Source organism: Novosphingobium terrae, assembly GCF_017163935.1.
In the GTDB taxonomy this organism is placed as follows: domain Bacteria; phylum Pseudomonadota; class Alphaproteobacteria; order Sphingomonadales; family Sphingomonadaceae; genus Novosphingobium; species Novosphingobium terrae.
Genome location: NZ_JABVZR010000001.1, coordinates 1,850,017 through 1,876,959 on the forward strand (window position 1 = coordinate 1,850,017; position 26,943 = coordinate 1,876,959).

23 protein-coding genes are annotated in these 26,943 nt (G+C 61.5%); 8 read left to right on the top strand and 15 right to left on the bottom strand.

All coding sequences use genetic code 11. The features are described 5' to 3' along the window. Window positions 1-29 precede the first annotated feature (29 nt). The 7 genes from HGK27_RS08430 to HGK27_RS08460 all read right to left on the bottom strand — a co-directional run bounded on the left by HGK27_RS08430 (window position 30) and on the right by HGK27_RS08460 (window position 8,845). Window positions 30-1,070, bottom strand: coding sequence for an XdhC family protein (locus HGK27_RS08430; protein ID WP_206240127.1), 1,041 nt, complete (start codon window positions 1,068-1,070; stop codon window positions 30-32). Beyond that, entirely contained in the window at window positions 1,070-3,277 is a 2,208-nt protein-coding gene (gene paoC, locus HGK27_RS08435) for an aldehyde oxidoreductase molybdenum-binding subunit PaoC (protein WP_206240128.1), read from the bottom strand. Before paoC ends, HGK27_RS08430 begins: the two co-directional genes overlap by 1 nt. Next, the gene (locus HGK27_RS08440; RefSeq protein ID WP_206240129.1) at window positions 3,274-4,239 is read right to left on the bottom strand and encodes an FAD binding domain-containing protein; all 966 of its coding nucleotides are present in this window, start codon (window positions 4,237-4,239) and stop codon (window positions 3,274-3,276) included. Before HGK27_RS08440 ends, paoC begins: the two co-directional genes overlap by 4 nt. Next, window positions 4,236-4,871: an aldehyde dehydrogenase iron-sulfur subunit PaoA gene (gene paoA, locus HGK27_RS08445; protein ID WP_206240130.1), complete on the bottom strand. Its 636-nt coding sequence runs from the start codon at window positions 4,869-4,871 to the stop codon at window positions 4,236-4,238. Before paoA ends, HGK27_RS08440 begins: the two co-directional genes overlap by 4 nt. 151 nt (window positions 4,872-5,022) lie before the next feature. Then, on the bottom strand, window positions 5,023-7,356 hold the full coding sequence (locus HGK27_RS08450) for a xanthine dehydrogenase family protein molybdopterin-binding subunit (protein ID WP_206240131.1): 2,334 nt from the start codon (window positions 7,354-7,356) through the stop codon (window positions 5,023-5,025). Next, on the bottom strand, window positions 7,353-8,339 hold the full coding sequence (locus HGK27_RS08455; protein WP_206240132.1) for an FAD binding domain-containing protein: 987 nt from the start codon (window positions 8,337-8,339) through the stop codon (window positions 7,353-7,355). The genes HGK27_RS08450 and HGK27_RS08455 overlap by 4 nt, the downstream gene beginning before the upstream one ends. Continuing rightward, on the bottom strand, window positions 8,336-8,845 hold the full coding sequence (locus HGK27_RS08460) for a 2Fe-2S iron-sulfur cluster-binding protein (RefSeq protein ID WP_206242951.1): 510 nt from the start codon (window positions 8,843-8,845) through the stop codon (window positions 8,336-8,338). Before HGK27_RS08460 ends, HGK27_RS08455 begins: the two co-directional genes overlap by 4 nt. Window positions 8,846-9,158: 313 nt before the next feature. On the opposite strand from HGK27_RS08460, the gene HGK27_RS08465 reads away from it, so the two are divergent. After that, window positions 9,159-10,196, top strand: coding sequence for an IS110 family RNA-guided transposase (locus HGK27_RS08465; protein ID WP_206239818.1), 1,038 nt, complete (start codon window positions 9,159-9,161; stop codon window positions 10,194-10,196). Between the two features lie 416 nt (window positions 10,197-10,612). Here HGK27_RS08465 and HGK27_RS08470 read toward each other — a convergent pair whose 3' ends face one another. From HGK27_RS08470 to tnpB (HGK27_RS31405), 4 genes are all read right to left on the bottom strand, one after another. Continuing rightward, the gene (locus HGK27_RS08470) at window positions 10,613-10,993 is read right to left on the bottom strand and encodes a hypothetical protein (RefSeq protein ID WP_206240133.1); all 381 of its coding nucleotides are present in this window, start codon (window positions 10,991-10,993) and stop codon (window positions 10,613-10,615) included. 33 nt (window positions 10,994-11,026) lie between these two features. Beyond that, the gene (locus HGK27_RS08475) at window positions 11,027-11,518 is read right to left on the bottom strand and encodes a hypothetical protein (RefSeq protein ID WP_206240134.1); all 492 of its coding nucleotides are present in this window, start codon (window positions 11,516-11,518) and stop codon (window positions 11,027-11,029) included. An 87-nt stretch (window positions 11,519-11,605) separates the two neighbouring features. Next, window positions 11,606-13,243 (bottom strand): IS66 family transposase, encoded by a 1,638-nt coding sequence (gene tnpC, locus HGK27_RS08480; protein ID WP_206240135.1) that lies wholly within the window; start codon window positions 13,241-13,243, stop codon window positions 11,606-11,608. Window positions 13,244-13,309: 66 nt separating this feature from the next. Beyond that, window positions 13,310-13,468, bottom strand: a complete 159-nt coding sequence (gene tnpB, locus HGK27_RS31405; RefSeq protein WP_206242953.1) for an IS66 family insertion sequence element accessory protein TnpB — start codon at window positions 13,466-13,468, stop codon at window positions 13,310-13,312. On the opposite strand from tnpB (HGK27_RS31405), the gene HGK27_RS31410 reads away from it, so the two are divergent. From HGK27_RS31410 to HGK27_RS08500, 3 genes are all read left to right on the top strand, one after another. Beyond that, the gene (locus tag HGK27_RS31410; protein ID WP_407674608.1) at window positions 13,396-13,842 is read left to right on the top strand and encodes a DUF5372 family protein; all 447 of its coding nucleotides are present in this window, start codon (window positions 13,396-13,398) and stop codon (window positions 13,840-13,842) included. The two genes, tnpB (HGK27_RS31405) and HGK27_RS31410, sit on opposite strands and share 73 nt — an antisense overlap. Window positions 13,843-13,957: 115 nt before the next feature. Continuing rightward, the gene (locus HGK27_RS08495; RefSeq protein WP_206240137.1) at window positions 13,958-14,422 is read left to right on the top strand and encodes a helix-turn-helix domain-containing protein; all 465 of its coding nucleotides are present in this window, start codon (window positions 13,958-13,960) and stop codon (window positions 14,420-14,422) included. A 301-nt stretch (window positions 14,423-14,723) separates the two neighbouring features. Next, window positions 14,724-16,850 (top strand): recombinase family protein, encoded by a 2,127-nt coding sequence (locus HGK27_RS08500; RefSeq protein ID WP_206240138.1) that lies wholly within the window; start codon window positions 14,724-14,726, stop codon window positions 16,848-16,850. Here HGK27_RS08500 and tnpB (HGK27_RS08505) read toward each other — a convergent pair. Both tnpB (HGK27_RS08505) and tnpA read right to left on the bottom strand, forming a co-directional pair. Next, complete coding sequence (gene tnpB / locus HGK27_RS08505) at window positions 16,847-17,056, bottom strand: IS66 family insertion sequence element accessory protein TnpB (protein ID WP_206240139.1); 210 nt, start codon at window positions 17,054-17,056, stop codon at window positions 16,847-16,849. The genes HGK27_RS08500 and tnpB (HGK27_RS08505) overlap by 4 nt on opposite strands. Continuing rightward, window positions 17,053-17,496, bottom strand: coding sequence for an IS66-like element accessory protein TnpA (gene tnpA, locus HGK27_RS08510; protein WP_241126950.1), 444 nt, complete (start codon window positions 17,494-17,496; stop codon window positions 17,053-17,055). Before tnpA ends, tnpB (HGK27_RS08505) begins: the two co-directional genes overlap by 4 nt. Window positions 17,497-18,066: 570 nt before the next feature. On the opposite strand from tnpA, the gene HGK27_RS08515 reads away from it, so the two are divergent. The 4 genes from HGK27_RS08515 to HGK27_RS08530 all read left to right on the top strand — a co-directional run bounded on the left by HGK27_RS08515 (window position 18,067) and on the right by HGK27_RS08530 (window position 24,459). After that, the gene (locus tag HGK27_RS08515) at window positions 18,067-18,648 is read left to right on the top strand and encodes an RNA polymerase sigma factor (RefSeq protein ID WP_206240140.1); all 582 of its coding nucleotides are present in this window, start codon (window positions 18,067-18,069) and stop codon (window positions 18,646-18,648) included. Then, entirely contained in the window at window positions 18,648-19,658 is a 1,011-nt protein-coding gene (locus HGK27_RS08520; RefSeq protein ID WP_206240141.1) for a FecR family protein, read from the top strand. Before HGK27_RS08515 ends, HGK27_RS08520 begins: the two co-directional genes overlap by 1 nt. An 83-nt stretch (window positions 19,659-19,741) precedes the next feature. Further along, window positions 19,742-22,339 carry a TonB-dependent receptor plug domain-containing protein gene (locus HGK27_RS08525; protein ID WP_206240142.1) on the top strand — a complete coding sequence of 866 codons (2,598 nt, stop codon included), beginning with the start codon at window positions 19,742-19,744 and terminating at the stop codon, window positions 22,337-22,339. Further along, window positions 22,333-24,459: an Atxe2 family lasso peptide isopeptidase gene (locus tag HGK27_RS08530; protein ID WP_206240143.1), complete on the top strand. Its 2,127-nt coding sequence runs from the start codon at window positions 22,333-22,335 to the stop codon at window positions 24,457-24,459. The genes HGK27_RS08525 and HGK27_RS08530 overlap by 7 nt, the downstream gene beginning before the upstream one ends. Here the strand turns inward: HGK27_RS08530 and HGK27_RS08535 are convergent. Together HGK27_RS08535 and HGK27_RS08540 are read right to left on the bottom strand one after the other, a co-directional pair. After that, a complete protein-coding gene (locus tag HGK27_RS08535) occupies window positions 24,456-26,222 on the bottom strand; it encodes an asparagine synthase-related protein (RefSeq protein ID WP_206240144.1) in 1,767 nt (588 codons plus the stop codon). The genes HGK27_RS08530 and HGK27_RS08535 overlap by 4 nt on opposite strands. Continuing rightward, a complete protein-coding gene (locus HGK27_RS08540; protein ID WP_206240145.1) occupies window positions 26,222-26,899 on the bottom strand; it encodes a lasso peptide biosynthesis B2 protein in 678 nt (225 codons plus the stop codon). The genes HGK27_RS08535 and HGK27_RS08540 overlap by 1 nt, the downstream gene beginning before the upstream one ends. Between the last annotated feature and the right edge of the window lie 44 nt (window positions 26,900-26,943).

Consider the following 26,943-nt stretch of genomic DNA (forward strand, 5'->3'; position numbering starts at 1 on the left):
CGGTAGTGCCATCCGGCGGCTCATAGCCCTCAAACCTTCCGTCCGGCGTAGGCCGGCATACGGAGGGGCTGGCCAAGTATTGCATCCGGCCAAGATGAGTGAACTTCCGAGCCGATCGGCATCGCCCGCCAATGTGCGATCACTTCGGCTAGAATGGATGTGGCGATCTCAGGAGGGGTCATGGCGCCGATGGATAGACCCACGGGGCCATTGATCCGGGCGATGGCTTCCTCTTCCCCGCCCATATGGCGCAACAGATCGCAACGCCGCGCATGCGTGCGTCGAGACCCCAGCGCTCCGACGTAAAAGGCCGGGGTGCCCAGAATGGTCGCGAGGATATCAGCCTCATCGTCGTGATCATGCGAGAGCAAGACGGCGCCTGACCAGCGATCCAATTGCTGCCAGTCATAGTATGCCCATGCGTTGACCTGCATAGGTCTGAAACCGTGATGTTCGAGCAATTGGCAGGTCAGCCTGTCAGTGCTGACCAGATCCACCGCGATCTCAGACAAGCGGCAAAGCTGAGCCAGAGCGACCATGACATGGCCTGCTCCGGCGATGGTGATCTTGCAAGGCGGTGAATAGGCTCGCAGGAAAACACCCTCAGCGCCTACCCCAGCAGGGCAGTCTCCCTCAATCAGCCGACGATGCCCCGTCGCCGTGTCGATCGCGAGAACCACCGGTTTGCGCGAAGCTCTGGCCGTGATCAGATCCTGCACGATCTCGGACGTCAAGCCCGTGTCGAACCAGACATCAATGCCCGATCCACAGGGGAGGCGAACATCGATGAAGCGCGAGCCCTGTCCGTAGCGCTCCAGATAGCAGTGCTGCTCCCGGATCGCCCGGACAGCGTCCATAACCAGACTGGGCTCAACACATCCCCCGCTGATGAGGCCAACAGACGCCCCATCCTCGCGCACCGCCAATTGACTGCCGAGCGGGCGCGGCGACGAGCCGGTGACGCCGACCAACGTCACCAACGCGACACGCTGCCCCGCCGCCATGGCGTCAGCCAGGAAGGGGATAACCCAATCGCTGTAGACTGCGCCAGGCGAGGCGGTGAGATCCATCAAGCCATCACCGGCAGATGTTCAAGATGCTTGTCAAGCGTGATGGGGTAGTCGCGGACCCTTACCCCGGTCGCATTGTAGATGGCGTTGGCAATTGCAGCGCCCACACCGCACAGGCCCAACTCGCCCACACCTTTGGCTTTCATGGGTGAGGATTTGTCGTCAGGGTAATCGAGGAAGATCACCTCCTGATGCGGAATGTCGGCATGAACCGCCACCTCATATCCGGCCAGATCATGGTTGACGAAGTAGCCAAAGCGCTTGTCAACCGCCAGCTCCTCGCTCAGCGCCGCCCCGACGCCCATGGTCATCGCGCCGATCACCTGGCTACGCGCCGCCTTGGGGTTGAGAATGCGCCCGGCGTCGCAGACCGCCAGCATGCGCCGAATGCGTGTTTCGCCTGTGTAGGCGTCGACCGCCACCTCGACGAAATGGCTGGCAAAGGTCGATTGCTGATACTGCTTGTCCAGCGTGCCGTATTCGATGAGATCCTCGGCGGTAAGCGGCCCATCTGCGGCGGCACGGGCCAGTGGCAATGCCTTTCCTCCGTCAGTGACCTTGCCATCCGCAAAGTGTGCATCCTCACCCAGACCCAGCTTTTGGGCCACCATGCCACGCAGCTTCACACAGGCGGCATAGAGACCAGCCGTCGAGTTGTTGCCGCCCCACTGCCCGCCCGAACCGGCCGAAGCGGGAAAATCGCTATCGCCCAGCTTGACCGTTACTGCGGCGAGCGGCACGCCCATCATCTCCGCTGCCGTTTGGGCCAGGATGGTGTAGGACCCGGTGCCGATGTCGGTCATGTCGGTTTCGACCGTCAGCTTGCCGTCCCGCTCCAGCCTGATGCGCGCCGCCGATTTCATCAGCAGATTGTTGCGGAAACCTGCGGCCATGCCCATGCCGATCAGCCAGCGCCCCTCGCGCTGCTGGCCTGGCCTGGGGTTGCGTTTCGACCAGCCAAACTTTTCCGCCCCGGTCCGCAGGCATTCGACAAGATGCCGCTCCGAGAACCTGCGCTCAGGTTTGGCCGGATCGACCTGTGTGTCATTGAGGATGCGGAATTCGACCGGGTCCATGCCCAGCTTCTCGGCCATCTCGTCCATGGCCATTTCCAGCACCATCAGGCCGGGGGCCTCGCCCGGCGCGCGCATCGCATTCCCTTCGGGCAGGTCGAGCACCGCCAGCTTCATGAAGGTCTCGCGATGGGGCGCGGCATAAAGCAACTGTGTCTGCGACACTGCGGTTTCGGGATCGCCACCTGGCAGGTCACCGCTGGTCGAATTATGCGCGACTGCCGTCAGCTTGCCATCGCGCGTGGCGCCGAGCCGCACGCGCTGGATCGTGGCCGGACGATGCGTGGTGTTGTTCATCATCATCGGGCGGGTCAGCGCGAGCTTGACCGGGCGCCCGGCTGCCTTGGCGCCGAGCGCCGCGAGCACGACATCGGCGCGGATGAACAGCTTGCCCCCAAAGCCACCGCCGACAAAGGGCGAGTCCAGACGGACCTTCTCGGCCGGGATACCCAGCGTGGTGGCCAGGCTTGCCTTACCCCAGGCGATCATCTGGTTCGAGGTCCAGACCGTCAGCTTGTCGCCATCCCAGGCGGCGATGGTGGCATGCGGCTCCATCATCGCATGGCTTTCATCGGGCGTGGTGTAGCTGGCGTCGAGTTGCACGGGCGCCTGCGCAAAGGCTGTGTCGAAATCGCCCACGCGGGCAATGTCGGGCTTGCCTTTCCCACCGGGCACCAGCGGCGCGTTGGGGGCTGCCTTCGCGAGATCGAACTGCCCCGGCTCGCGGGCATAATCGGTGCGAATAAGCGCGGCGGCGGCGCGCGCCTGCTCGAATGTGTCAGCCACCACCAGCGCGATCGCCTGATGGTAATGCTCCACCTGCGCCCCGCCGAAGAGGTGAGCGGTGTTGAAACGGCTTTTGGGCAAAGGCTGGGCATGGTCGAGCGTGCTGATCACCGCCAGCACACCCGGCGCGGCCTTGGCCAGCGTGGTGTCCATGGCGGTGATACGCCCCTTTGCAATACCGGCGCCCACCACGAAGCCATAGGCCTGATTGGGGACAACATCGTGCCGCTCATAGGCGTAAGCTGCTTTCCCGGTGGTCTTGAGAGCGCCATCGATGCGGGATGTAGCGCGGCCCAGGACCTTCAGCTGGTCGGTGGGGTTGGCGCCTGCCGGAGTTTCGAACTTCATGCGCCTGCTCCCGCCGTTTTGGCGTCTGCGATCACCCCGGCAAGGGTGCGGGTGGCGAGAGCCAGCTTGAATCGGTTGTCAGCGGTGGGCCGGGCATCGGCGAACACCTGCGCAGTGACGGCAGCCGCGCCATGAGGCATGGCTGTCTCCGCCGCCTCCACACGCCATGGTTTGGGGGCTACACCGCCAAAGGCGACGCGCCCAGTGCCGTCGGGCTGGATCACGGCGGCGACCGACACCAGCGCGAACGCATAAGAGGCGCGGTCGCGCACCTTGTGGTAGAGATGGCGACCGCCGATGGGCGCCGGCAGGGTCACGGCAGTGATCAGTTCGCCGCGTTTCAGGCTGTTTTCGATATGCGGCGTGTTGCCCCACAGGCGGTGGAACTCGGCAATAGGAATGCTTCGCTTGGCGCCTTGCGGATCGACGGTTTCGACTTGAGCATCAAGAAGGCGCAAAGCGACCGCCATATCGCCCGGATAAGTTGCAATGCAGGCGTCGCTCGTGCCGATGACGCCCAATTGCCGGGAAACGCCGCCAATTGCCCCGCAGCCGGAACCGGGCTGGCGCTTGTTGCAGGGCTGGTTGGTGTCGTAGAAGTAAGGGCACCGCGTGCGCTGGAGCAGATTGCCCGCCGTGGTTGCCTTGTTACGCAGCTGGCCAGAGGCCCCCGCCACGATAGCGCGGGTGAGGACGCCATAATCACGGCGCACCCGCAGATCGGAAGCGAGCGCCGTATTGCGCACGAATGCGCCGATGCGCAGGCCGCTCTCAGGCGTCGGCTCGATGCGGTCAAGCTTCAAATCCTGCACATCGACCAGGTGGGTCGGTGTTTCGATCTGCAGTTTCATCAGATCGAGCAGATTGGTGCCGCCGGCAAGGAAGCGCGCGCCGGGCGTGTGAGCCACAGCTTGAGCGGCCTGCGCCGGCGAGGTCGCGCGCTCGTAGGTGAAGGCCTTCATGCGCGTTCTCCGGCAACTTCCGCCATAGCTTCGAGGATATTCGAATAGGCGCCGCAGCGGCATATGTTGCCGCTCATGCGCTCGCGCATCTCGGTGTTGGTGGCTTGCGGCGTGGTCAGCAGATCCTCCTGCGCATGGCTGGGCACCCCACGTCGGATTTCTTCCAGCACCGAAACCGCCGAGCAGATCTGCCCAGGCGTGCAATAGCCGCACTGGAAGCCGTCGTGCTCGATGAAGGCTGCCTGCATCGGATGAAGCTTATCGGCTGTACCGAGCCCCTCGATGGTCGTGATCTTGTCGCCCTGATGTTGCAAGGCAAGCGTCAGGCAGGAGTTGATCCGCTCGCCGTTGACGATCACCGTGCAGGCGCCGCACTGGCCGTGGTCGCACCCCTTCTTTGTGCCCGTCAAATGCAGATGATCGCGCAGCGTGTCGAGCAGGGTGGTCCGGGTGTCGAGCCGCAGATCATGCGACGTGCCGTTGACCTCGAGAGAAAGCGGAACGAACACCGTCTTCTCAGCGGCCGGCACAGGCGCGGCATGGCCGAGGCCCGATTGCACGACAACTGCGCCTGCGGCGCCTGCCGCCAACACGCCTCGGCGTGACATCTCCAAGCGGTCGTCGATCCCCATGTGCGGCATTCTCCGGAAAAGCGCTGCCTGCCCGCGCAGACTCGTCGCCATGATCAATGGTGCGGCTGCACATTAACGCACCAAGGGCTCGTCGGTATCCCGAAATCGATGATGAGCGGAATAGCACGTGGCTATGACCCCGGCTCAACAATCAAAGGAGCTTGTCCAGGGTAATAGGCAAATCGCGCACGCGCTTTCCCGTGGCATTGAAGACGGCGTTGGCAATCGCCGCTCCGGTCCCGGTGATGCCGATCTCGCCAATGCCACGCGCGCCCATCGGCGTGTGCGGGTCGGGAATGTCCGTCCACATCACATCGATCTCGGGCACATCCATATGCACCGGGACATGATAATCCGAGAGGGATGGGTTCATGATGCGCCCGTTGCGCGGATCGAACTGCGTCTCTTCCAGCAGCGCCAGACCGATCCCCATGATGATGCCGCCGCGAAACTGGCTGGTGGCGGTCTTGGGGTTGAGGATGCGACCACAATCGAACGAGCCCAGAAAACGGCTCACGCGAGGCTCGCCTGTGATGGCATTGACGCGGACCTCGCAGAACATTGCACCGTGGCTATGCATCGACCAGTGCATGGTTTCGAGCGGGGCAGCAGCCTCGCCCTGGACCTCAAGTGCCTCTTGGCCGGCCCACCCCAGGATCGAGGCGTAGGTCTCATGGATATCCAGCGCATCGATTTTGGCCAGCCCGCCCTCATGGCCGACAACCTCCTCCGCTCCCAGCCCGGCCAGGGGAGAGTCATTGCCGGCCATCTTGAGCAACTGAGTGACCAGTTCATGCTGCGCAGCCTGCACCGAAGCGCCGATCGAGGCTGTCTGCTGCGATCCTCCTGCAAGCACCACGCCCGGCAAGGTGGAGTCGCCGTAGTTGAAGGTGATGCTTTCGATCGGCAAGCCGAGCCTCTGGGCCGCCACCTGGGTCTGGGCGGTCGCCGTGCCCATGCCCATTTCATGAGCGGCAATGTCGATCACCGCCGAGCCGTCGCGCCGCAGAGTGATGCGCGCCGCTCCGCCAGGCATCCGATAATAGGGGTAGGTCGATGTCGCGCAGCCTATGCCTACCAGCCATTCCCCATCGCGGACTGCTCCAGGTCGGGGATTGCGCCGGCCCCACCCGAAGCGCTTTGCCCCGTCGCGCCAGGCCTGCTCGATGTTGCGCGAGGAGAAGGGCAAACCTGAAGTCGGGTCCTTGTCGGGCTCGTTGCGCAGGCGCAGGTCGATTGGATCGATGCCCAGTTCATGCGCCAGCTCATCCATCGCGCTTTCCAGAGCGAAGGTGCCCACCGATTCTCCCGGCGCCCGCATGAAGGTGTTGGCAAGCATCGCAAGCTCGACGGTCTGCACATCGAGCAGGACCGTTTCAGATGCATAGGCGCTGCGCGTGGGCATGATGAAGGGTTCAGGCATGGCATTGGTTGCGGTCTTGGCAGTGGTACCGCAATGGATCAGCGCTTTGAGCTTACCCGCATGGTCAGCCCCCAACGCCACGCGCTGCTCGGTCTGGGCCCGGCCTCCAACCACGCGATAGACGCCTTCGCGCGACAGCACGAGGCGAACCGGGCGCCCGGCCAGCTTCGCCGCCGCTGCGGCCAGCACCTGATGCTGCCACAGACACTTGCCTCCGAAGCCACCCCCGACAAAGGGAGAGGTCACGATGACTTTCTTCTCATCCATGCCGAACATCTGGGCCACGGACCAGGCGGTGTGGGCCACCAGCTGTGAGGCATCGTGGATCCGCAACGTGTCTCCCTGCCAGGCGACCGTCACGCCATGCAGTTCGATGGCATTGTGATTGTGCCGGGGTGTGCGGTAGACCGCATCGACATTAACCGCCGCCTCGGCCAAAGCATTCTCCGCCTCGCCGGCCTCATTATGCAGAGGCTGGCCCATGAACATGGCCTGTTGTGTGCCCTGCTTTTTCGCACGGTCGAAATCTGTCAGGGCTTCCTCGGCATCATAACTCGCCGAGATCAACGACCTGGCGTGATCTGCCTGGTCCTGCGTTTCGGCAAGCACCACGGCGACAGGCTGTCCATTCCAATGGATACGATCGTCCTGCATGACCGGCAGCGTGTCGCCGCCCGCAGCTTTGGGCTGCGACATAAAGGCAGGTGGCGGATTGAGCCGGGGTGCATTCTCATGGGTCATGATGGCCACCACGCCGGGAGCGCGGCGGGCGGCAGCGCTATCGATTCCGGTGATCCTTCCCTTGGGTATGGGCGAGAACAGCACGGCGGCGTAGACCATCCTTTCCATCGGAAACTCGGCGGCAAAGGTTGCTCGTCCCGAAACCTTGAGTGGACCGTCCAGACGGGAGAGCGGTTGCCCGATGGCACCATGGGTCTGGCGAATAAGCGGGTCCGGGCGGCCACCGGGCATCCAGCTGTCGGGCGCCAGAGCAATGCCCTTGGCCATCACACCCTGGATTGCGCCCTGCACGGCCTGTTTGGCGTCGTTGCCAATGCTCATGCAGCTTCTCCTGCCAATTGGCTCAGGACAGCTTCGATCGTGCGACGGGCAAGTTCGGCCTTGAAGCCATTGTCTCGCAGCGGCACCGCGTCAGCCAACTCTTCGCGGGCAGCAGCGGCGAAGGACGCTTCATTCCCGGGTGCCCCGCGCAACGCAGCTTCTGCCTTCGCGGCGCGCCATGGCTTGGGTGCCACGCCGCCCAGTGCAATACGGACGTCCTGAACCCGCCCGTCCTCGACATTGAGCACAGCAGCGACCGACACAAGCGCGAAGGCATAGCTGGAACGATCACGGACCTTTCGGTACGCGCTACGCGCGCCCAAAGGTACTGCTGGGAGCGTGAGCCCTGTAATCAGCTCGCCCGGCTCAAGCATGGTCTCAATGTCGGGGCGGTCACCAGGGAGACGGTGCAACTCGGCGAAGGGTATTTCGCGTTCGCCCTGGCTGCTCAAGGTGTGGACAGTAGGGTCGAGCGCCATCAAGGCCACGCAAAGATCGGAGGGATGCACCGCCACGCAGGATGAAGATCCCCCAAAAATCGCATGCATACGGTTGAACCCATCGCGAGCGTCGCATCCTTGCTCCGGCTGCCGCTTGTTGCATCGGGCACCATCGGTGTCATAAAAATAGGCACATCGCGTTCGCTGCAGCAGGTTGCCCCCGACCGTCGCCATGTTGCGGATCTGGGGGCTGGCGCCGGCAACGATCGCCCTGGTGAGAATAGGGTATCGCGAGCGCACCAGAGGATGCTCGGCCATGGCCGTGTTGCGGACAGCCGCACCAATCCGAAGGCCCCCATCGGGGCGTTCTTCGATCCTGTCTGACAGGCCGGTGACATCGACGAGCGCGCTGGGTCGCTCGATCGTCTCGCGCATAAGATCGACCAGGTTGGTTCCGCCCCCAAGATATTGGCTGCCTTGAGCTGCACCGCGAAGAACCGCATCGCCAGGGTCACTGGCCCGGGCATAGGAGAAAGGGTTCATTGCGCCGCCTCCGCATGGCTTTCTGCTTCCAGCTCATCGGCGATGGCGTCAATGATGCCGTTGTACGCACCACAGCGACACAGGTTACCGCTCATGCGCTCACGCATCTCCTCGCGCGTCAGCATCACCGTTTCCAGAACACCCGTGACATGGCTGGGAACACCGCGCTCCACCTCGGCCAGCATCCCGACCGCCGAGCAGATCTGACCTGGCGTGCAATAGCCACACTGGAAGCCGTCATGCTGTACGAAGGCTTTTTGGATCGGATGAAGCTGGCCGGGTTGACCCAGACCCTCAATGGTCGTGATCGATCGGCCCTCATATTGCACGGCCAGAGCCAGGCAGGACAGGATCCGTTCGCCATCGACCAACACGGTGCAGGCGCCACAGGCTCCCTGATTGCAACCCTTTTTGGTGCCGGGGAGCGACAGATGGTCGCGCAGCATGTCCAGCAGGGAGACACGCGGGTCGTCTGGCAGAGAAGCCTCTGCGCCGTTCACGTTCATCGTCGCCATCAAACGCCAGCCCTATGAGCTCATTGGTCATGGCAGGAACGTCATGACCATCATGACGATAACTGCTTTCGGCAACCTTTGTGCCTGGTTGCAGCTTGGTCGGCGCACATCTCGTCCTAGCACTCGGCCTGTTAGGCATAGATGGAGGCTGCCCTGTCGGGTTAGGCCCCGTCACCTACTGAACGAAGGGCGGCTTCAACCAATTTCAGCCAAAAAGGGGATGAGGTGGATGGCTCCCGCTCACGACATTTGAATGTCATGATGAGGTTGCCGTCAGGCAAACCCACGCAAGGAGCCATCCGCCATGGAAATTAGCACGATCGGCCTCGATCTGGCCAAAAATGTCTTCCAGGTTCACGGTGTCGACAAAGAGGGCACCGTCATTGTGCGCAAGGCGTTGCGCCGAGCGCAAATGTTGCCCTTCTTTGCAAGGCTATCGCCCTGCCTTGTCGGCATCGAGGCTTGCGGGACATCGCATCATTGGGCGCGGGAACTGCAAAACCTTGGTCACGAGGTGCGACTGATGCCGCCATGCTACGTGAAGCCCTATGTAAAACGCGGCAAGAACGATGCTGCTGATGCCGAGGCCATCTGCGAGGCGGTGACACGTCCGACGATGCGGTTCGTGGCGATCAAGTCTCGTGAGCAGCAGGCGGCCCTGTCACTTCACCGGGTGCGCTCTCTTTTGACTGGTCAACGTACACAGTTGGTCAACATGATGCGCTGCCAGTTAGCAGAGTTTGGTATCGCCATTCCGATCGGACTTGGGCGGGCGCTGCATCTGGCGCAACAGATCGAAGATGGCGAGGCCGCGATTGATCTGCCACCACAAGCGGCGCAGGTGATCGGCATGCTGTGCGAGCTGGTGCTCAAGCTTCATGCCCGGCTTCATGAACTTGATTTGCGCCTGGAAGCTCTCCGGCGAAGCGATGACATGGCGCGTCGGTTGGCGACGATCCCGGGCATTGGTTCGATTGGCGCAACCGCGCTGGCAGCATCGGTTACCGACCCGCACCAGTTCAGGTCTGGCCGCCAGTTTGCCGCATGGCTTGGCCTGACACCGCGTCAGCAGTCGAGTGGCGGCAAGGAGCGCCTTGGCCGGATCACCAAGATGGGCGATAAATATCTACGGCAGCTGTTGGTCATCGGGGCGACCTCCCTGCTACGCCGCGCCAAGGAGGGCCCTGCAACGGTTCACCCGTTTCTCGTTGGGATACTGGCTAGAAAATCTGCCCGCGTGGCCAGCGTCGCCATGGCCAACAAGATAGCGCGGATCGCGTGGGCGGTCATGACACGCGGTCAGGTCTATCAATCACACCATGTGCCCGGATTGGCCGCATGAGTACGCAATCCGGCTGAGGTGATCGGCCGAACGGAGTTGTGAGCGCAAAGAGAAATGATGGCGACACCGGTCAGACCGGGAACAGGGACAACCCGTGGAAAGTCTTAGGCGCAACAGCCTGTGAAGGCGATAGGAACTCTGTTTTTCGGACCCCATCAGGGCCAGCAGTCCGAAACGACTGCATCAACAGGCCGGACAGACGACTGCACCCGACCGATCGTCAGAATTTCAAAAAGTGCTTGCAACGCGGGAGCCATCCACAGAAGACTTACCGGTCTCCACAACCTTCAGGCCGGTTGACACTTGGAAACCGGCCTCGAAATTGGCGCGAATTTTCATGATTTGTTCGTACCGCTTGCGGCGCGCCACTAGACGGTGGTTGTAAGCGTCCGCCCAAGGCCGTCGCCAGAAACCCGTTATGGAATATGTCCGCCGTTGGAGCAGGCATAACCTACAAAACGTGGAAGCAAACCAGCTTTTTCAATGGCAATCATATCCCATGCTGTGGGACAGGAAATTCCATTTCGGTTGGCGCATACTCTTGGTCCACCATTTACACGTGGAATGGCTTTCTCGAAAGCTCTTTGTTGTCTTGCGTTGAGGGTAGATTGGAAGCCTTCCTCCAAGTAATTCACATCCCCGGCAGGCTTTTCTGCAATTTTGAGTGCGGGGCATTGGAGCGTTGTCTGCTTGTTGAAAATATCCCACCCATGAAGGGCGTGCTCGTGCGCAGTCGCGGCCAAAGCCGCAGCGCTGGAGACGATCAGGGCCGTCGTTATCACCACTCGATGCCACATATTGCCACCATGTCCTTGCAGAAGCAGACGTTGCTAACCCTTGGCCCTGAGGCGTTTGAGACAAATCTGCTTTGCAGCCTGAAGGCTGGGAACGGTGACGGCCTTGACGGATCGAACTGCGGCAGCGCGATATGCTGGAATGTTTGTGGGGGCGCCCTCAAAGAAGGACGCGCTACAGACCTCACCTGGTGACCTTGGGTAAGATGATCCGCTAAGGTCGATGACCGAGAGCACGGCCTGTGGAGATTTTGGCAACGCATAGATAAGCGCCTGCGTGAGCCCTTCCGAAGTCGCGGCGTCGGTGCCGGCGGAAAGCGGCCTCGCCAGGAGTATCCACTGAACGTTGCCGCTTCTGATCTTACTCATGACAACTTTGTCATATGCGCCGGAATTATAGAGGCGGTTTACGACCGCCTTTGCGCCCTCGCTTCTTATTTCACTTTGGATTGCAGTAGGCGTGAGTAGCGTGGCTGGCGATGCTGCCGTGAGCATCAGTCCAACGATTCCCAGAAGTGACTTGCGCATCCTCGCTACTCCCGATGACCATGCCGCATTTAATCTTTATAGTGTATTATATGGGCATGCCAACTTCGCATTCCATCGCACCCTGAGTTACTTTGTCGATGCACTCCAGTGCCAAGGCAGCAGTTCCTCTATCCGGTTGATCGGATGCTCCTTGCCGATGCGATCGAGCACATCGGTCAGCCACTCCTGCGGGTTCACGCCGTTCAACTTGGCTGTTTCGAGCAGCGAACACATGGCAGCGGCGCGCTCGCCTCCGCAATCAGCCCCGGCAAAAAGCCAATTCTTCCTGCCGAGGCATATGCCCCTGAGCGCATTTTCCGCCGGGTTGTTGTCAATCTCCAGTCTGCCGTCATCGGTGTAGGCCAGCAGCTGGGGTTTGAGCTTTACGGCATAGCGCAAAGCCTCGGCCAAGGGTGATCGCGCAGAAGCCCGCGACAGCACATCCTCGGCCCAGGCAAAGAAATCCAACACCTTGGCTTTCGACGCGATACGGGCATGCTGCCGCTGATCCGCTGGCACATCATCAATCTGGCGCTCGATGGCGTAAAGATCGCGGATCATGTCCAGCCCTTGGGCGGCGGCCGAGTGTTGGTCGGCCTTGTAGACGTCATGCAGCTTGCGTCGGGCATGCGCCCAGCAGGCCACCGGCATGATCCGCTCCGGCTGACGGTCAGGGGCATAGAGCTTCTCGAAGCCGGGATAGGCATCGGCTTGCAGAAAACCTGCAAAGGTTTTGAGATGCTCACGCGGTCGCTCACCCTTGCGATCTGGGCTGTAGCGAAACAGTGCTGCTGGCCTGTCATCGGCGCTCCATCGCCGATTGTCACGCAGGTAGACCCACAATCGCCCCGTCGCCGTCTTGCCGGTTCCCGGTGCCAGAACCGGCACAGGCGTATCGTCGGCGTGGATCTTGGCGCTAGCCATTACATGATCGGCGATCCGCTCGACCAGCGGTTGCAACAACCAACTGACTTGCCCCAGCCAATCCGCCATGGTCGAGCGGCTGATCTCCACGCCCTCGCGGGCATAGATCCCGGACTGGCGGTAAAGCGGCAGATGGTCCGCGAATTTGGACACGACGACATGGGCCAGCAGGCCCGGCCCTGCACGGCCACGCGGCACGGGCAACGCAGGAGCCGGGGCCTGGCTGATCGTGTCGCAGCGGTTGCAGGATAGCTTAGGGCGCACATGCCGGGTGACGCGAAAGCGGCCTGGCACGTATTCCAAGACCTCAGTCACATCCTCGCCCAGCTTGCCCATCGCCCCGCCACAGGCCGAGCAACCATCCGCATCGGGCGCTGTGTGCAGCACCTCATCGCGGGGCAAGTGGTCGGGAAGTGGTGCGCGCCGAGGTTTGCGGGGCGCATCCTTGGCCAGAGCATCCTCAGGCACACGGCCTTCGATCACGCATTCGGTATGGGCGTGCTCAACCTCCAGATCCTCCAGCGTAAATTCGAGCTGGTCGGCCTCAAGGGTCATGCGTTCGGAGGACTGACCGAACTTCATGCGGCGCAGGCGGGCAAGCTGGACCTTGAACTTCTCGATCTGAAGTGCGGTCAGCTTAATCGAATTGTGGGCGGTCTCAAGCTGCTGGCGGGTCTCGCCATGGGCGCTGCGCTCGACCTCCAATGCCTGCTCCGAGGCGGCCAGACGCGCCTGCGTGGTCGCGAGCAACGCACGCAGTTCAGCCAGATCGGCAGGGAGTTCGAGATCGCCGGAGGACACGTTTCTTTCTACCAGAAATGCCTTCCTGCCCAAAGCCAAAAGCCCGGAATTGCGGCGATTGTCGGGTCAAATCTGCTCTGGCAGGCGCGGCGGTTCGGGCGCTACGGTCCGCCGCCAATCCATCGCCTCGATCAGCAACGCGAACTGCGCCGATGTCAGCACCACGCCGCCTTCGATCAGCGGCGGCCAGACGAAACGGCTGCGCTCCAGGCGCTTGTACCTCAGTCAGAAATGCAGGGATATCCCCGGCCCCGCCGCATCTTGTGACGGTGACCCATCCCTTTCACCCATATTCCGGAAGGTGCGGCGTCTGCGTCGCGAAGCGTGGCAACCGATCGGGCAGGCGGTGGCTACTGCGTTTTGATGACGGGCAGATTTGCTCTGTTCCGCCGCAATGGACCGATGCGACAGCTCCTGATCTGGAGGTTGTCGTCGGAGGCGGGCCGGCCGTTTGCGGAGTTGCCGATCTGTTGGCGCTCGGTGATTTAGTCGCCCATCTCATGTCGCAAAAACGGGAGACAGGAGCGAAGAAGCGTAAGGGAAATTATGCCGCCGCTGTAAAGGAAACGACGCCGCAAAGCCCCTGGGATCTACGCTGAATGGCGGTTTTTGTGGCTATAGATGAACGAATCGTACGCTCTCTGTCCCTTGACGCCCTATCCTTATGCGGCGTATTGTATATTACAACGATTAAGCGAAGGTCGGAGACTGCAGGTGCCAAACAGGATCGAGCACAAGCGATCAAAGGCAAAGATCCTGGCGGAGGAAGGCACTCTCAACCCGGCGCCGGAAAAGGTGGGCGATCCGAAATTCCAGGAGGACGGCTTCTTCGATCCGCGCGACATCGTGCAAGTAAAATACGAGATGCTGCGACGCGTGTTCGTCGACAAGATGTCAGTGACAGAGGCATCCGACGAATATGGTGTCTCCCGGCCGACCTTCTATCAGGCCCGTGCGGACTTCGACGATGCGGGCTTGGGCGGCCTCGTGCCGAGGAAACGCGGGCCTCGCGGACCGCACAAGCTCCAAGGGGAAGTGCTGGCGTTCCTCAAGGAACAGGTCGCCCCAGGCGAACCGCTTCGGGCGCGCGAATTAACGGACCGTATCCGGACAAAGTTCGGCTTGGATGTCCACCCCAGAACAATCGAGCGCGCGCTCGGTGTAAAAAAAACTGCGTGATCGGCACCGGTCCTGCACCGCATTCCGCGCTGCAGGACCGGGCCACAGAGCGATACGAAATCTTGCGCGCTGCGGCGCTTGGGACCTCTATGCCCGTAGAGGCCCGCAGCGGCCTGACTATCCTTTTGCATCGCGGGACCTGGGCTTGGATCCGCGCGATCTTGCGCGCACCCTGCCAAGCCCCATGCGCTGCCATGCCGGTTGTTGGCCTGTCGATCGCCGATGAGCCTTCCGAGAAGCGCACAGTCATCCACCTGCTTGCCGCCATGGTGATGGCGGCCCCGGAACGGAGGAGAATGGCATGAACGAAATGCTCAAGGTCCAGTCGCATCACCTCGAACGGGGTGCTTACCTCTACATCCGCCAGTCATCGATGCGGCAGGTCATGGAGAACGTCGAAAGCACCAAGCGCCAATACGACCTTCGCGGGCGGGCAATCGGGCTGGGATGGCGTGATGACCAGATCATGGTCATCGACAGCGACCAGGGCGAATCCGGCGCTTCAGCGTCGTGGCGCGAGGGCTTTCAACACCTTGTATCCGATGTTGGCATGGGACGCGCGGGGATTGTCATGGGCCTGGAGGTATCTCGACTCGCGAGAAACAACGCGGACTGGCACCGATTGCTGGAAATCTGCGCCTTGGCCGACACGCTGATCCTCGACGAGGATGGCGTTTACGATCCGGCGAACTTCAATGATCGCCTGCTGCTCGGCCTCAAGGGCACGATGAGCGAAGCCGAATTGCACGTCATCAAAGCCCGGTTACGCGGTGGTATCCTCAACAAGGTGCGCCGCGGTGAATATCGCAGCCCCCTGCCAACCGGCTTCATCTATGATGAGGTTGGCAATGTTGTCCTCGATCCTGACGCCCAGATCCGGGAGATGATCACCCACTTCTTCGAAACGTTCTCGCGAGTCGGATCGGCCTCCCAGACAGTCAAGGTGTTCGCCAGGGAAGGCCTGCTCTTCCCGTCTCGGGTACGCAATAGCAAGGAGGTGATCTTCCAACCGCTGACCGCATCGACCGCTATGCGAACGCTTCACAATCCTCGCTATGCCGGTGTTTATGCTTACGGGCAGCGTCTTTACCGCCGGACCGTCGATGGGAAGAAACAGCTCCGCAAACGTGATCCCAAGGATTGGCTTGCCTGCATCCCGGATGCCCACCCCGGCTACATCAGTTGGGATCAGTTCCAGCATAACCTCAGGGTCCTCGAATCTAATGGCCGAGGCTATCAGGCCGTACGCGCCTCACCGCCCCGCGAAGGCGCAGCCTTGCTGCAAGGGCGCGTTGTATGTGGACGTTGCGGAAGCCATATGCGAGCCCGCTACGCCGACCGGCGCGGCCAGGTGGATACCTGGTATCTGTGCAGTCGCGCTTCCGCTTCTCGCGGCGAACCGCACTGTCAGTCGATCGCAGGGTGGCCCGTTGATGCAGCAATCGGTGAATTGATCGCAGCGGAAATGACGCCGGCCGCCGTGGAGTTGGCGTTGGAAATCAGGAAAGAGATCGAGCGTCGCCATGGCGAAGCGGATGACCTCCGGGTCCGCGCTGTCGAGCGCGCCCGGATCGATGCCGATCTGGCGCAGCGCCGCTTCATGCTGGTCGATCCGAACAACCGTCTGGTTGCCGATACATTGGAACGAGAATGGAACGACAAGCTGCGCTCGCTGACTGAACTACAAGAAGACAGAGCGCGCGCTCTGCGCGAAGGCCAACTGAAGCTGGACGACGCAATCCACGATCGGTTGATCGCCATGACGACCGATTTTAAAACGGTCTGGCATGATCCCACCCTGCCGAACCGTGAACGCAAGCGGCTCTTGGCCTACCTTGTCGAGGACGTCACGCTGCTCAAGGTCCCCGCCGAAGGGGAGACCCGGGTCCACATCCGCTTCAGAGGCGGGAGGACCGAAACACTGACCACTCAGAACCCCAAATCTTCCGCCCAGCAGGTAAAGACCCGACCGGAGGTGGTCGGGCTGGTCGACAAGCTTCTAGACGACCACATCTGCGCCGAAATCAGGGATATCCTGAATGCAAAAGGTATCCGTCCCGGTGGCTCTGCGCGGCGTGACCAGGCCAATGCGCAGTTCACCGACCTGCGTGTCATCTACCTCGTCAAACAATATGGTCTGCGCACTCGCTACGACCGGCTGCGCGACCGTGGAATGCTGACAAAGGTGGAAGCCTGCGCGAAACTCGGAATCTCGGAAAGTACCTTGGTCAGGTGGGCGAAGTACGGCATCATCAAACGTCACGCCTACAACGGTCACATGGGCCTCTATGAACCGCCAGGGCCGCATGTCCCGGCCAAGCAGTGTAGCCGATGGAACCAGCTGACACATCGCGCTGCCAGCGTCCGCCGGCTCAGCGAGCAAAATGCAACGACCTCGATGGAAGGGCTGCAGTATGAAGCCAGTTAGTTGGCGAACAGGCATAACCCGCTGCCATCCCAAAATAGGGCCTTCAAATAGTTGCCGCTTTTGCTGCGAAACAGGAAGACATGCCCGCCGTAAGGTTCGACGGCAAACAGAGGGCGCACCAGCGCGGCCAGACCGTCGAAACCGAGCCGCATACTGACGGGCTTGCTGGCGAGATAAACCTTCGTGCCCGGCGGCAGCGAGATCATGACGCATCCCGCAAGGCTCGAAGCACCCGCGCCAGCGCTTTCTCGTTGACGTAGCTGTCCACAGAAAGGCGGATGCCGCCAGGCAGATCGACATCGATCGCGCCGGGGCGGGGGCCGGGATAAGGGCGCATCAGATCTTCGGCGGGGGCCTGCGTCGCGGCCTGCGGCACAGGAGGTGTAGGCACAGCCATCCTCGCACCGCCAGCAGGCTCGGGGACAGAACCATATGCGATGAATTGCAACGGTTCGCTCGCCAGCTTCTCCGCTTCCTTACGCATCCGACGCCAGCCATGGATCAGGCCCGGCGACATGCCCAACCGCTTGGCGATACCCACGATCGTCGCCTTGGGCTCATCGCACATCGCTAGGATCGCCGCGCGCTCTTCATCCGAATACCGCCGACGACGCTCAACACCGGCGATGATCTCGATCCTGTCCAACGCACTCTCCTTACGCAGTGCGAATGGACACTGCATAAGAAACCTCATCGCGACAGCTCATCACCCGTGCAACACGCGGGAGGCCGTACGCTTACCGGTGGTTTAGTTTACACGGGGAGGAAAGAGGTCAGTCACGCTAGCCACCGGCAGATCAGGCATTCAGCTCCTACGGTGGCTAGCGTGACAGCAGTCCGAAATTCTTCCCTCATGAGAAGCTCTCCAGCAAATCAGGAACGGTTCAGCACCTGCTAATATCAGACTTCAGGGCTTGCGATTTCATAAATCTGTAGTAATCTTGAGAGGCGCTGTAACGAAAGCGGCGTCGAGGCGTGAGAACCTCGCTTGAAATCGATTAAATTCCAGTCCGCTCCAAGATACAGAGTCCGGGTGGCCGAAGCGTATGTACAAGCTGCTTGCAGCTAAAGGCGTCGGCGCGTGTTCAAGCATGTTCTCAACACCCGGCTTCTGGCCGGATTGCCTCGCTATGTGAGGCAATTCGAGCATGGCATATGAATTAATTGGTGACGAGACAGGATCGATCAAATTGGCAGAGGGGGCGCAATAGGCCCCATGTCTGTTCGATCCTTCCTTTTCGGGCTTTCACCACGGCTTGCAGATGGCGATCCCTTACCACCTGAAAGCGGGGGTAGGGTTTCTCCAACACGGGCACTGGACGATATCTATCGGCGGGAGACGCCCAGGCTGTTGCGGTTTTTCCATCGCCGTGTTCCGAGGGAGGATGTCCATGATCTTGTGCAGGAGAGCTTCTTGAAGCTGGCGCATGCCGAGGCGGTACGGGACGAACCGATCGAGGAGCCCGAAGCCTATCTCAATCGCATCGCGACAAATTTGCTGCGCAATCGCGCGAAATCTGCTGCACAAAAAGCGATGGCCAGAAGTGTTCCGGTTGAGGACGTCAATTTGACGGCGCCGGATCTGGTCGCAACACTTGAAGCCCGTGATCTGATCAATCGCACAGAAGCCGCCCTGAAGCGGCTCAGCCCGAAAACGAAGGATATCTTTCTGGCTCACCGCATCGATGGTCTGACCTACAAGGAAATCGCAGCTCGGCTCGGTATGACCGAGAAGGGGGTGGAGTCATGTATCAGCAAGGCCATCGCCCATCTTGATCGCAGCCTGAGGTCGCGTTGATGAGCGCCTCGGGGCAGGGGGAACCTGCGGACGAAGCCTTGCGGACGCAAGCCGGCGATTGGTACGCCAAATTGGGAGGATCGCCCGACGAGGCGGATCTTCTGGCGTTCGAGGAATGGTATTCCAGTGACCCTCGGCATGCCAGGGCTTATGACAATATTGTGGAGACCGACGCTGGTCTGGAGAGACTTCGGCCGACCGCAACCGGTCGGGAACCTGATCGCCTTGCCAAACATGTGGTGGGTCGTATCACCCGCACTGTCCTTCTGATCGCAGCCGGTCTTGTCCTGGCGCTGGTGGTCTATGCCGGCGTCGCCCGGGCATGGCTCAGCAGCTCTTCGTCGATCTCCGCGCAGCAGCAGAAGTTCGCAAGCGCGCCAGGGCAGATCCGGACTGTGACCCTTCTGGACGGCTCGCGCGTGACCCTCGATAGCGACAGCGCGCTTGCGGTGAATTTCACGCCATCCGAACGACGATTGACGCTGATGAAGGGCAGGGCGCGTTTCGACGTCGCCCATGACCCGAACCATCCCTTCATCGTCACAGCCGATGGCTCAGAGGTTGTTGCGCACGGTACGATCTTCGACGTCGATCTGGATGGCAAGCAGCCGTTGGTGTCGCTGCTGCGCGGGTTGATCGAAGTGCGCAAGCCGGCTGTCGCTGCTGCCGTAAAGTCAGGCAAGGGGAAGTTCTTGCAGCCAGGGCAGGCGCTGTTCGTCGGTGCGGACCCATTGACCTCGCAGGCCGGACCGAGTCCTGAGAAGCAGGGAGACTGGACCAGCGGCATGCTGTCGTTCGACGATCGGCCTCTCAGCGAAATCGTCGCGGGGACCAACCGCTATGCACCTGCCAAGATTCTGCTCACGGACCCTGATCTGGGCGGGATGCACTATTCGATAAGCTTCCCCGCCAAGGATAGCGGCGGCCTGGCGCAGGCGCTGTCGGCAGCCTTCAATCTGGCCCAGTCGCGCGACAGCCGGGGGAACATTCTCCTGTCCCACCGAAAGTAGGAAAAAACTTACCGGGGATCGTGGACCCCGGTTGTTGAAGGCCCTCAGCGATACCGCACAGGCGGATCGCTCGGGGAGTTTTCATGGGACTGTTTCATAAAGCGGCACTGGCCGCCTCGATTTCCACCAGCCTGTTTGCTTATGTCGCCCTTACGCCTACCGCATGTGCTCAAGGCGAACCGGTCCATGCGTACCATCTGCCGGTACAGTCTCTTGCAACCTCACTTCGAGCTGTTTCAGCGGCCTCCGGGCGGACCATCGGCATGCTGCCTCAGCTCGTGGCCAATCGACAGGCTCCCGCTCTGGAGGGCTCTTATACGGCTGAAGCTGCCGTTGCCGCATTGCTCGCTGGATCCGGCTTGCATCTGCATGTTGCAGGCAATGCCCTCATCATCAATGCGAAGGGCTCAGGCGACCAGGGGCTGGACGAGCAGGCCAATGCCCCCTCAACGGCTGACGGTCCGGAAATTCTGGTGACGGGGAGCCTCATTCGCGGCGCGCCGATCGCCTCGCCAACCATTGTGATCGACCGTCAGGCCATGCTCGACACCGGGGCCACCAGCCTTGGTGATGTGATGCGCAACCTGCCGCAGAGTTTCGGGGGCGGACAGAACCCCGGCGTTGGCAGCAATGTGCCGACAGCAGGCGGCATCAATGTCGGCAGCGCTTCGACGATCAACCTGCGCGGGCTAGGGAGCGATGCCACGCTCACCCTGCTTGACGGGCATCGCCTTGCCTACAACGGATCGCGCCAGGGCATCGACCTGTCGTCCATTCCCTTCGGCATGGTGGAGAAGGTCGACGTGGTCGCTGATGGCGCCTCGGCGCTTTACGGCTCGGATGCGGTCGCGGGTGTGGCGAACATCATGTTGCGCCATGATCTTCAAGGGCTGGAGACATCGGCCAACATCGGTGGGGCTACCGACGGTGGGGATTTCCAGCAGCAATATGGAGTGGTTGCCGGACATCGCTGGAACGGAGGCGGCCTGGTGGCAGGCTATGAATATTCCAGCAACACCAACATCATGTCGAATGACCGCAGCTTTGCGGCGGTTCGACCGGGTGTGGCGCTTTATCCTGCCTTGCATCATCATGCGGTTGCGCTCACGGGACATCAGTCGCTGACCGACAGACTGACGTTCGACGTCGACGCCACCTTCAACAAGCGATGGAGTCTGGGCGGCTGGGCGTCGAACAATGCCGGCGACGCGAGTCTCAGCCACACCGATCAGGCTTCGACCAGCCGCTCGGTCTCGGTTGCGCCGTCGCTCAAGCTTGATCTGCCCGCAGGCTGGCGGGTACAACTTTCCGGTGTCTACGGGACCGAAACTGTCCATCTGGATAACCGTTATTACACCGGTTCCGCGCTCACCACCGCCTTGCGGGCATGCTATTGCAACAGCGGTGCTTCGGGCGAACTGGCCGCAGACGGGCGGCTGCTGACCCTCCCGGCCGGACCCGTGAAGCTCGCGCTGGGCCTTGGCTATCGCTACAACAAGTTCCAGCAGCTTGTTGAAGGCAGCACCAGCAACATCATCGCCTCGCAGGATAGCCGCTACGCCTATGGCGAAGTGAGCATCCCGGTGATCGCTCCCGAGATGGGCGTTACCGCCATCAGCCGGCTCAATTTCAGCGGAGCGCTGCGTTATGAACGATATCCCGGCGTCGCCTCCGTCGCGACCCCGAAACTTGGCCTGATCTATGCCCCGTTTCCAGACCTTGTCGTAAAGGGAAGTTGGGGGCGCTCCTTCCGGGCGCCTACACTCTATCAGCAATATCAACTCAGGAGCGCTTACGTCTATCTCGCATCGACCGAAGGCGGATCCGGCTATCCATCGACCGCAACAGGATTGCTGCTGTCAGGCGGCAATCCGGCGCTCAAGCCCGAGCGTGCCGAGACCTGGACGGCAATGCTTGACTACAGTCCGCATCAGATTCCCGGACTGAACCTTCAGGCGAGTTATTTCTCGACCATCTACCGCGATCGTATCGTGGTGCCCATCACCTACACGAGCCAGTCACTGAGCAATCCGATCTACGCTCGTTATGTCACGCTTTCGCCAAGCGCCGCAGCGGTCGCAAATATTGTCAATATGCCCGGCTTCACCCCTTTGACTGGCACCAGTACGTATGACCCTTCGACCGCCGTTGCCATTATCGACAACAGCAGCGTGAACGCCGGGCGGCAGGTGATCCATGGTGTCGACCTGCTGTTCAATTACAAGAAGAGGTTGCACGGTCAGAGCGGTGAGATCGGCCTCAACGGTGACATCGCCTATCTGACCAGCAGCCAGGTGCTTGTGCCGGGAGCGGCGGCCACCCAGCTTGCGGGAACACTGTTCAATCCGCCCCACTGGCGAGGGCGTGGCAGCGTCAGCTGGAAGCGGGGCGGCTTCATGTTCAATGCAACGACCAGCTATATCGGCGGTGTTAGCGATATTCGTACGACCACCCCGATTGCCGTGGGCGGCATGCTCACCCAGGATTTTACCGCGCGCTACGATGTTGGTGACCGCAATGGCGCGCTCCATGGCGTGGCGTTCAGCCTGACTGCCCAAAATATCTTCAACGACAAGCCGACGACCATTGCGACGACGAGTTATGCTTCGGCGGCCTATGACAGCACGAATTACTCGCCCGTCGGGCGCTACATCGGCGTGGGAGTGACCAAGTCATGGTAAGCTTCATCAATCGACGCACCCGACTGGCCGCCCTTCGTACCACCTTGCCCCTCATGTGCCTGATGGCCGGTGCGCACACCGCGCATGCCGCTTGTGCTGACCTGCTCCCGGTGGAGAGCCACCAGGAGCAACCGTCCCGGTTTGTAACCAGTGACGATTTGCTACGGCTGCGCGAGATCGGTTCATCGGAATACAGTTATAAAAATCCGGGGCCACTGGCTGTGTCACCGGACGGCAAGCACATCGCGTTCCCGCTGGTTCGCCTTGACCCGGCGACCAACACGGCCTGCAGGGCGATGGTGGTGATCAATCGTGAGGGTGCTCCCGATCCCCGCATTCTCGACCAGGGGGGCGAACAGATCCTGATCGAGGTTGGCCTTCGCGGTGCGACATTGACCCTCGGGCAGGCAGCGTCAGTTTCGCCGGTCTGGTCACCTGATGGTCGGTGGGTTGCCTATCGCCGCCGGGACCACGGTATCACTCAGGTCTGGCGCGCGCGCAGCGATGGCGGGGGCGCCATGGTGGTCACCAGGTCACCAGTCGATGTTGATGCGTTCACCTGGAGCGAAGATGGTCATGATATCGTCTACACGTCACGACCGTCAAAGCTCGAGGCGGTCAAAGCCATTGATAAGGAGGGAGAGAGCGGCTGGCACTTTGATGCCCGCATTGCGCCGAACTTCGGGGCAAGGCCGCTTACTCCTTCGCCCTTGCCCGATGAGGCCTACCGCATCGATCCAGTCACCGGGACGATCGTGGCTGCCAGCGCTCCGGAAAAAGCCAAAGTAACGCGCCTGCTTGGGGGGCTGCCGGCCATCCCTCTGGCCGCCGGCCTCAAGGTGTGGACCGAGCACACCACTGACAATCCGGATAGCCCGCTCAGGTTGTTGGTCAGCGTCGGTGGGAAGACAGTGACCTGCGGATCGGCGGACTGTAACGGCGCGCTGGCAGATCTATGGTGGGATCGAGACGGAAAATCGCTGCTTATTCTCAAACGCGAAGGGTGGCAAACCGGTGAGACGGGACTGTTTCGCTGGCGTGTCGGTGCCAGGGCGCCGCAGCGTATCCTGCATTCGGCGGACCAGTTCCATGCGTGCGTTCCTGCGGAGGAAAGTCTCGTTTGCGCGGTCGAAAATGCGACGATGCCCAAGAGGATCATCTCAATCGATCTTCACAGCGGGGCGCAACGGCTGATTTTCGATCCCAATCCCGAGTTCCAGACGATCCGGTTGGGCCATGTCGAACGGCTGAAATGGGTGAACGATGTCGGCTTGTCGGCCTATGGCGATCTGGTCCTGCCACCTGATTACAAGCCCGGAACCCGATTGCCCATGGTGATCACCCAATATCGCAGTCGTGGCTTTTTGCGCGGCGGCACGGGCGATGAATATCCCATCCATGCCTTCGCGGCGCGGGGCTTTGCGGTCCTCAGCCTCGAAGCCCCTGATGATTTCGCCGCGCATTCAGCTGGTATCCACGATTGGCACGAGCTCTACGCAGCCGGCATCAAGAACTGGTCCGAACGCAAGTCCCAGCTTTCCTCCATCATAACCGGAGTCAAGATGGTGATCGATCGTGGTATTGCCGATCCCGAGAGGATCGGCATCACAGGGCTGAGCGATGGGGCAACCGAAACGCGCTTTGCGCTGGTTAATTCGCGCCTGTTTGCAGCTGCTGCGATCAGCAGCTGCTGCACGGATACGCGCGCGATGATGAATGCTGGAGGCATTGGCTTTGCCGATGAAATGCATCGATTGGGCTACCCTCGATCGATAGAACCCATCGATTTCTGGGCGCCAATCTCGATGACGCTCGCCGCGCGCAGGATGGATCGTCCCTTGCTGATGCAACTGGCTGACTCTGAATTCAATATCAGCCTTGAGACGTTCACCGCGCTTCACGAGGCCGGGCAACCGGTGGACATGTATGTCTACCCGGGCGAATCTCACATCAAATGGCAACCCCTCCACAAGCAGGCCGTCTACAATCGAAATCTCGACTGGTTCAGCTTCTGGCTGCAGGGCAAGACCGATCCCGACCCGGCCAAGGCGGAGCAGTACAAGCGTTGGCAGGACATGCGCCGCAAGCTGGAGGAGAAGGCCGCCGCTTCGAAGCCCTAACCTGCCTGGGGTTCGGCCCAACTCCGGGCCCAGACCTCGACGTCGATAATCTCCAGAATCCGCTCAAAGGCCGGTCCTTTGAGCGGGTTTTGCTGATCGATCAGAGCAAGCGTGGAGGGCACATCAATGAGTCCACGGCGGCCCAATTCGCCTTCTTCGATCAGAGCCCGAATGGCTTGGCGGTGATGATCGATGATTTCCGCGAGAAAGCTGTTGGGAGCAGCCTTCGATCGACGGAGCAGGACAGCCTCGGGCAGCCTCCCGGCAAAGGCGCGCCTGGCTATCATGCGATTGTGCCCGCGCTCCAGCCAATACCAGCTGGGGACGCGCAGGCAGGCTTCAACCAGCGGCTGGCTGAGCAGCGGGACGATGACGGGCAGAGTGCTGCGCGGATCCAGGCCTTCGACATAGCTCTGGGCGAAGGTTGTCATCCTGACATGCATGGCTTTTCCCGGAAGCATGCCTGGCGGTATATCCATCCATGGATGGCCGGGCAGTTGCGCCGCTTGTTCCCGGATATGCGAGGACAGCAGGTCGAGTTCGGGTGTCTGGCGATAGGCAGGTTTGCCGAGCCAGGCGCGGCGGATGCCGTCGACCAGCACGGACCAGATACTGGCCTGTGCAAGCTCGCTCATGTCGAATGCGGTCTTGAAAATGCCGCGCCCGATGCCGGTCGCCAGCAGCCGGTCTGCAACCGGGGCGCCTGATTGCAGCGAACAGAAGATGCCGTCGCCCCCGCCGCCGTTGAAGATCGCCGTGGCGCCATGAGCCGCTGCTGCTTCAGCGACCAGCCTGTTGGACTCCTGCAGAAATCCGCGAACGCTGGGACGCGGCAGTCCAGCCGCACCGCTGCGATGGATGTCGATACGAGCAACTTCCCGAAGGCCAAGCGTGAGGGGAATGCCAAGCGATTCACAAACCTGCGCCGCATACCGCACCTCGTCTCCCCCCGGATCCTGAGTGACGAGATTGAGCGCTGTCGGGCGGATGGGGGCGGCTTTCAGACCCATTGCCACCAGAGAGGAATCGAGACCGCCAGAGAGCATCACCACGCCGGCCTCGAAAGGCGCTGCGCGCGAAGCGATGCAATCGAGAACGGCCTGGCGCAGCTGTGCTTCGGCGTCTCCTGGTGAGAAGAACTGCTGCGCGGCGCTGGCAAAGCGCCACGGCGACCACAGCTCTTCCATATGCCGGCTGGTTCCATCGACCGCCAGCCGGTTGCCGCCTTGCAATTCCCTCAGGTCGATGAGGCAGGTGCGCGGACCCGAGACATAGCGCCAGGCGAGGTGGCTTATGACCTGATCCCAATCCACCTCCGGCCGATAGCCTCCGGGATTGCGGAGCAGGTCGACATCCGAGGCGAGGATCGTCGCGTTCCCGACGATGGTGTGCAGACAGGGCAGCTCACCCAGGGGCGCGCGAATGACATCGAGCGCGGTTCCATCCCGGTTTGCCAGCAGCGCGACATAAGGGCCCCAGAACAGATCGGTCAGAGCCGCCCCTCGGCTGGCGACGATGCGTTGCTGCTCGCCATCGGTAAGGTTTGCAACCGCCGGCCCGCCATCTCGCCTGTAGAGCGATCCTATGATCACACCATGGGGACCGCAGCGGAGGGGAGGAGGGCCGAGCGTTGCGATGGTGAGGGGACCAAGCCGGATGACAGCGGCATTCGATGCCGCACCGAGCTGCTGGGCGAAGCGCTCGGTCGCATCATCATGGCCTTGAGCGGCACCGGCGAGCCGGGCGATATAGCGGGCGCGCATCAGACGACCAAAATCGGCGTATAGTCCCGGACCATATCGATCCGGTCGTTGACCAGCCACCGTCCGGACTGGACCCAGGCATGGGCGGCAAAGGGGCGGAGCTTGACCCCGATCATCAGATCGGCAGGCAGCTCGCGGGCAGCAAGATAGCGGGCCAGCGCGATCGAGCGCGACAGGCATTTGTCATGGGAGCGCACAAAGCGCGATGTGGCTTCAAAGGCCGTCGCGGCCGCCTGAACAGCTTCAAGATCGACTTGCCCGCTGCGAGGCCAGGGAATCTTTCGCAGATCGATGGCGCGCAGGGTGGCGTGCAAGCGCCGGTGCTGCAGGCTGAAGCGAGCGATGAAGATGGCTATGAGCGCGCCGCAGATGGCTCCGCTCGATACGCTCAGTTCCTGGCCCTCCACGCTATCGAGCATGCTGAGCGAAGCGTGGCGGGTTCCGCGAAGTGGAGTAGGTGTACGATGGTCCCGCGTCTGCAGAAGAGTACCGGCGCGGATCATACCATCCAGCTCACGGGCATCGGAATCATCGAGATCGGCGCCCGACACCATGTTGCGGAAGGCATGTTCGGCGCCTGGTTGCAGGCAGAAATAGCGGTCGGCGACAACATCGAGGAACAGAAGCCTGTCGCTGACCTCGCAAAAGCTGATCCCGGAACGCAGCTGAAACCCCATGGTCTATCTCCTGGTGGTTGCCTTGAAGGAATGGCGTGCCGGGG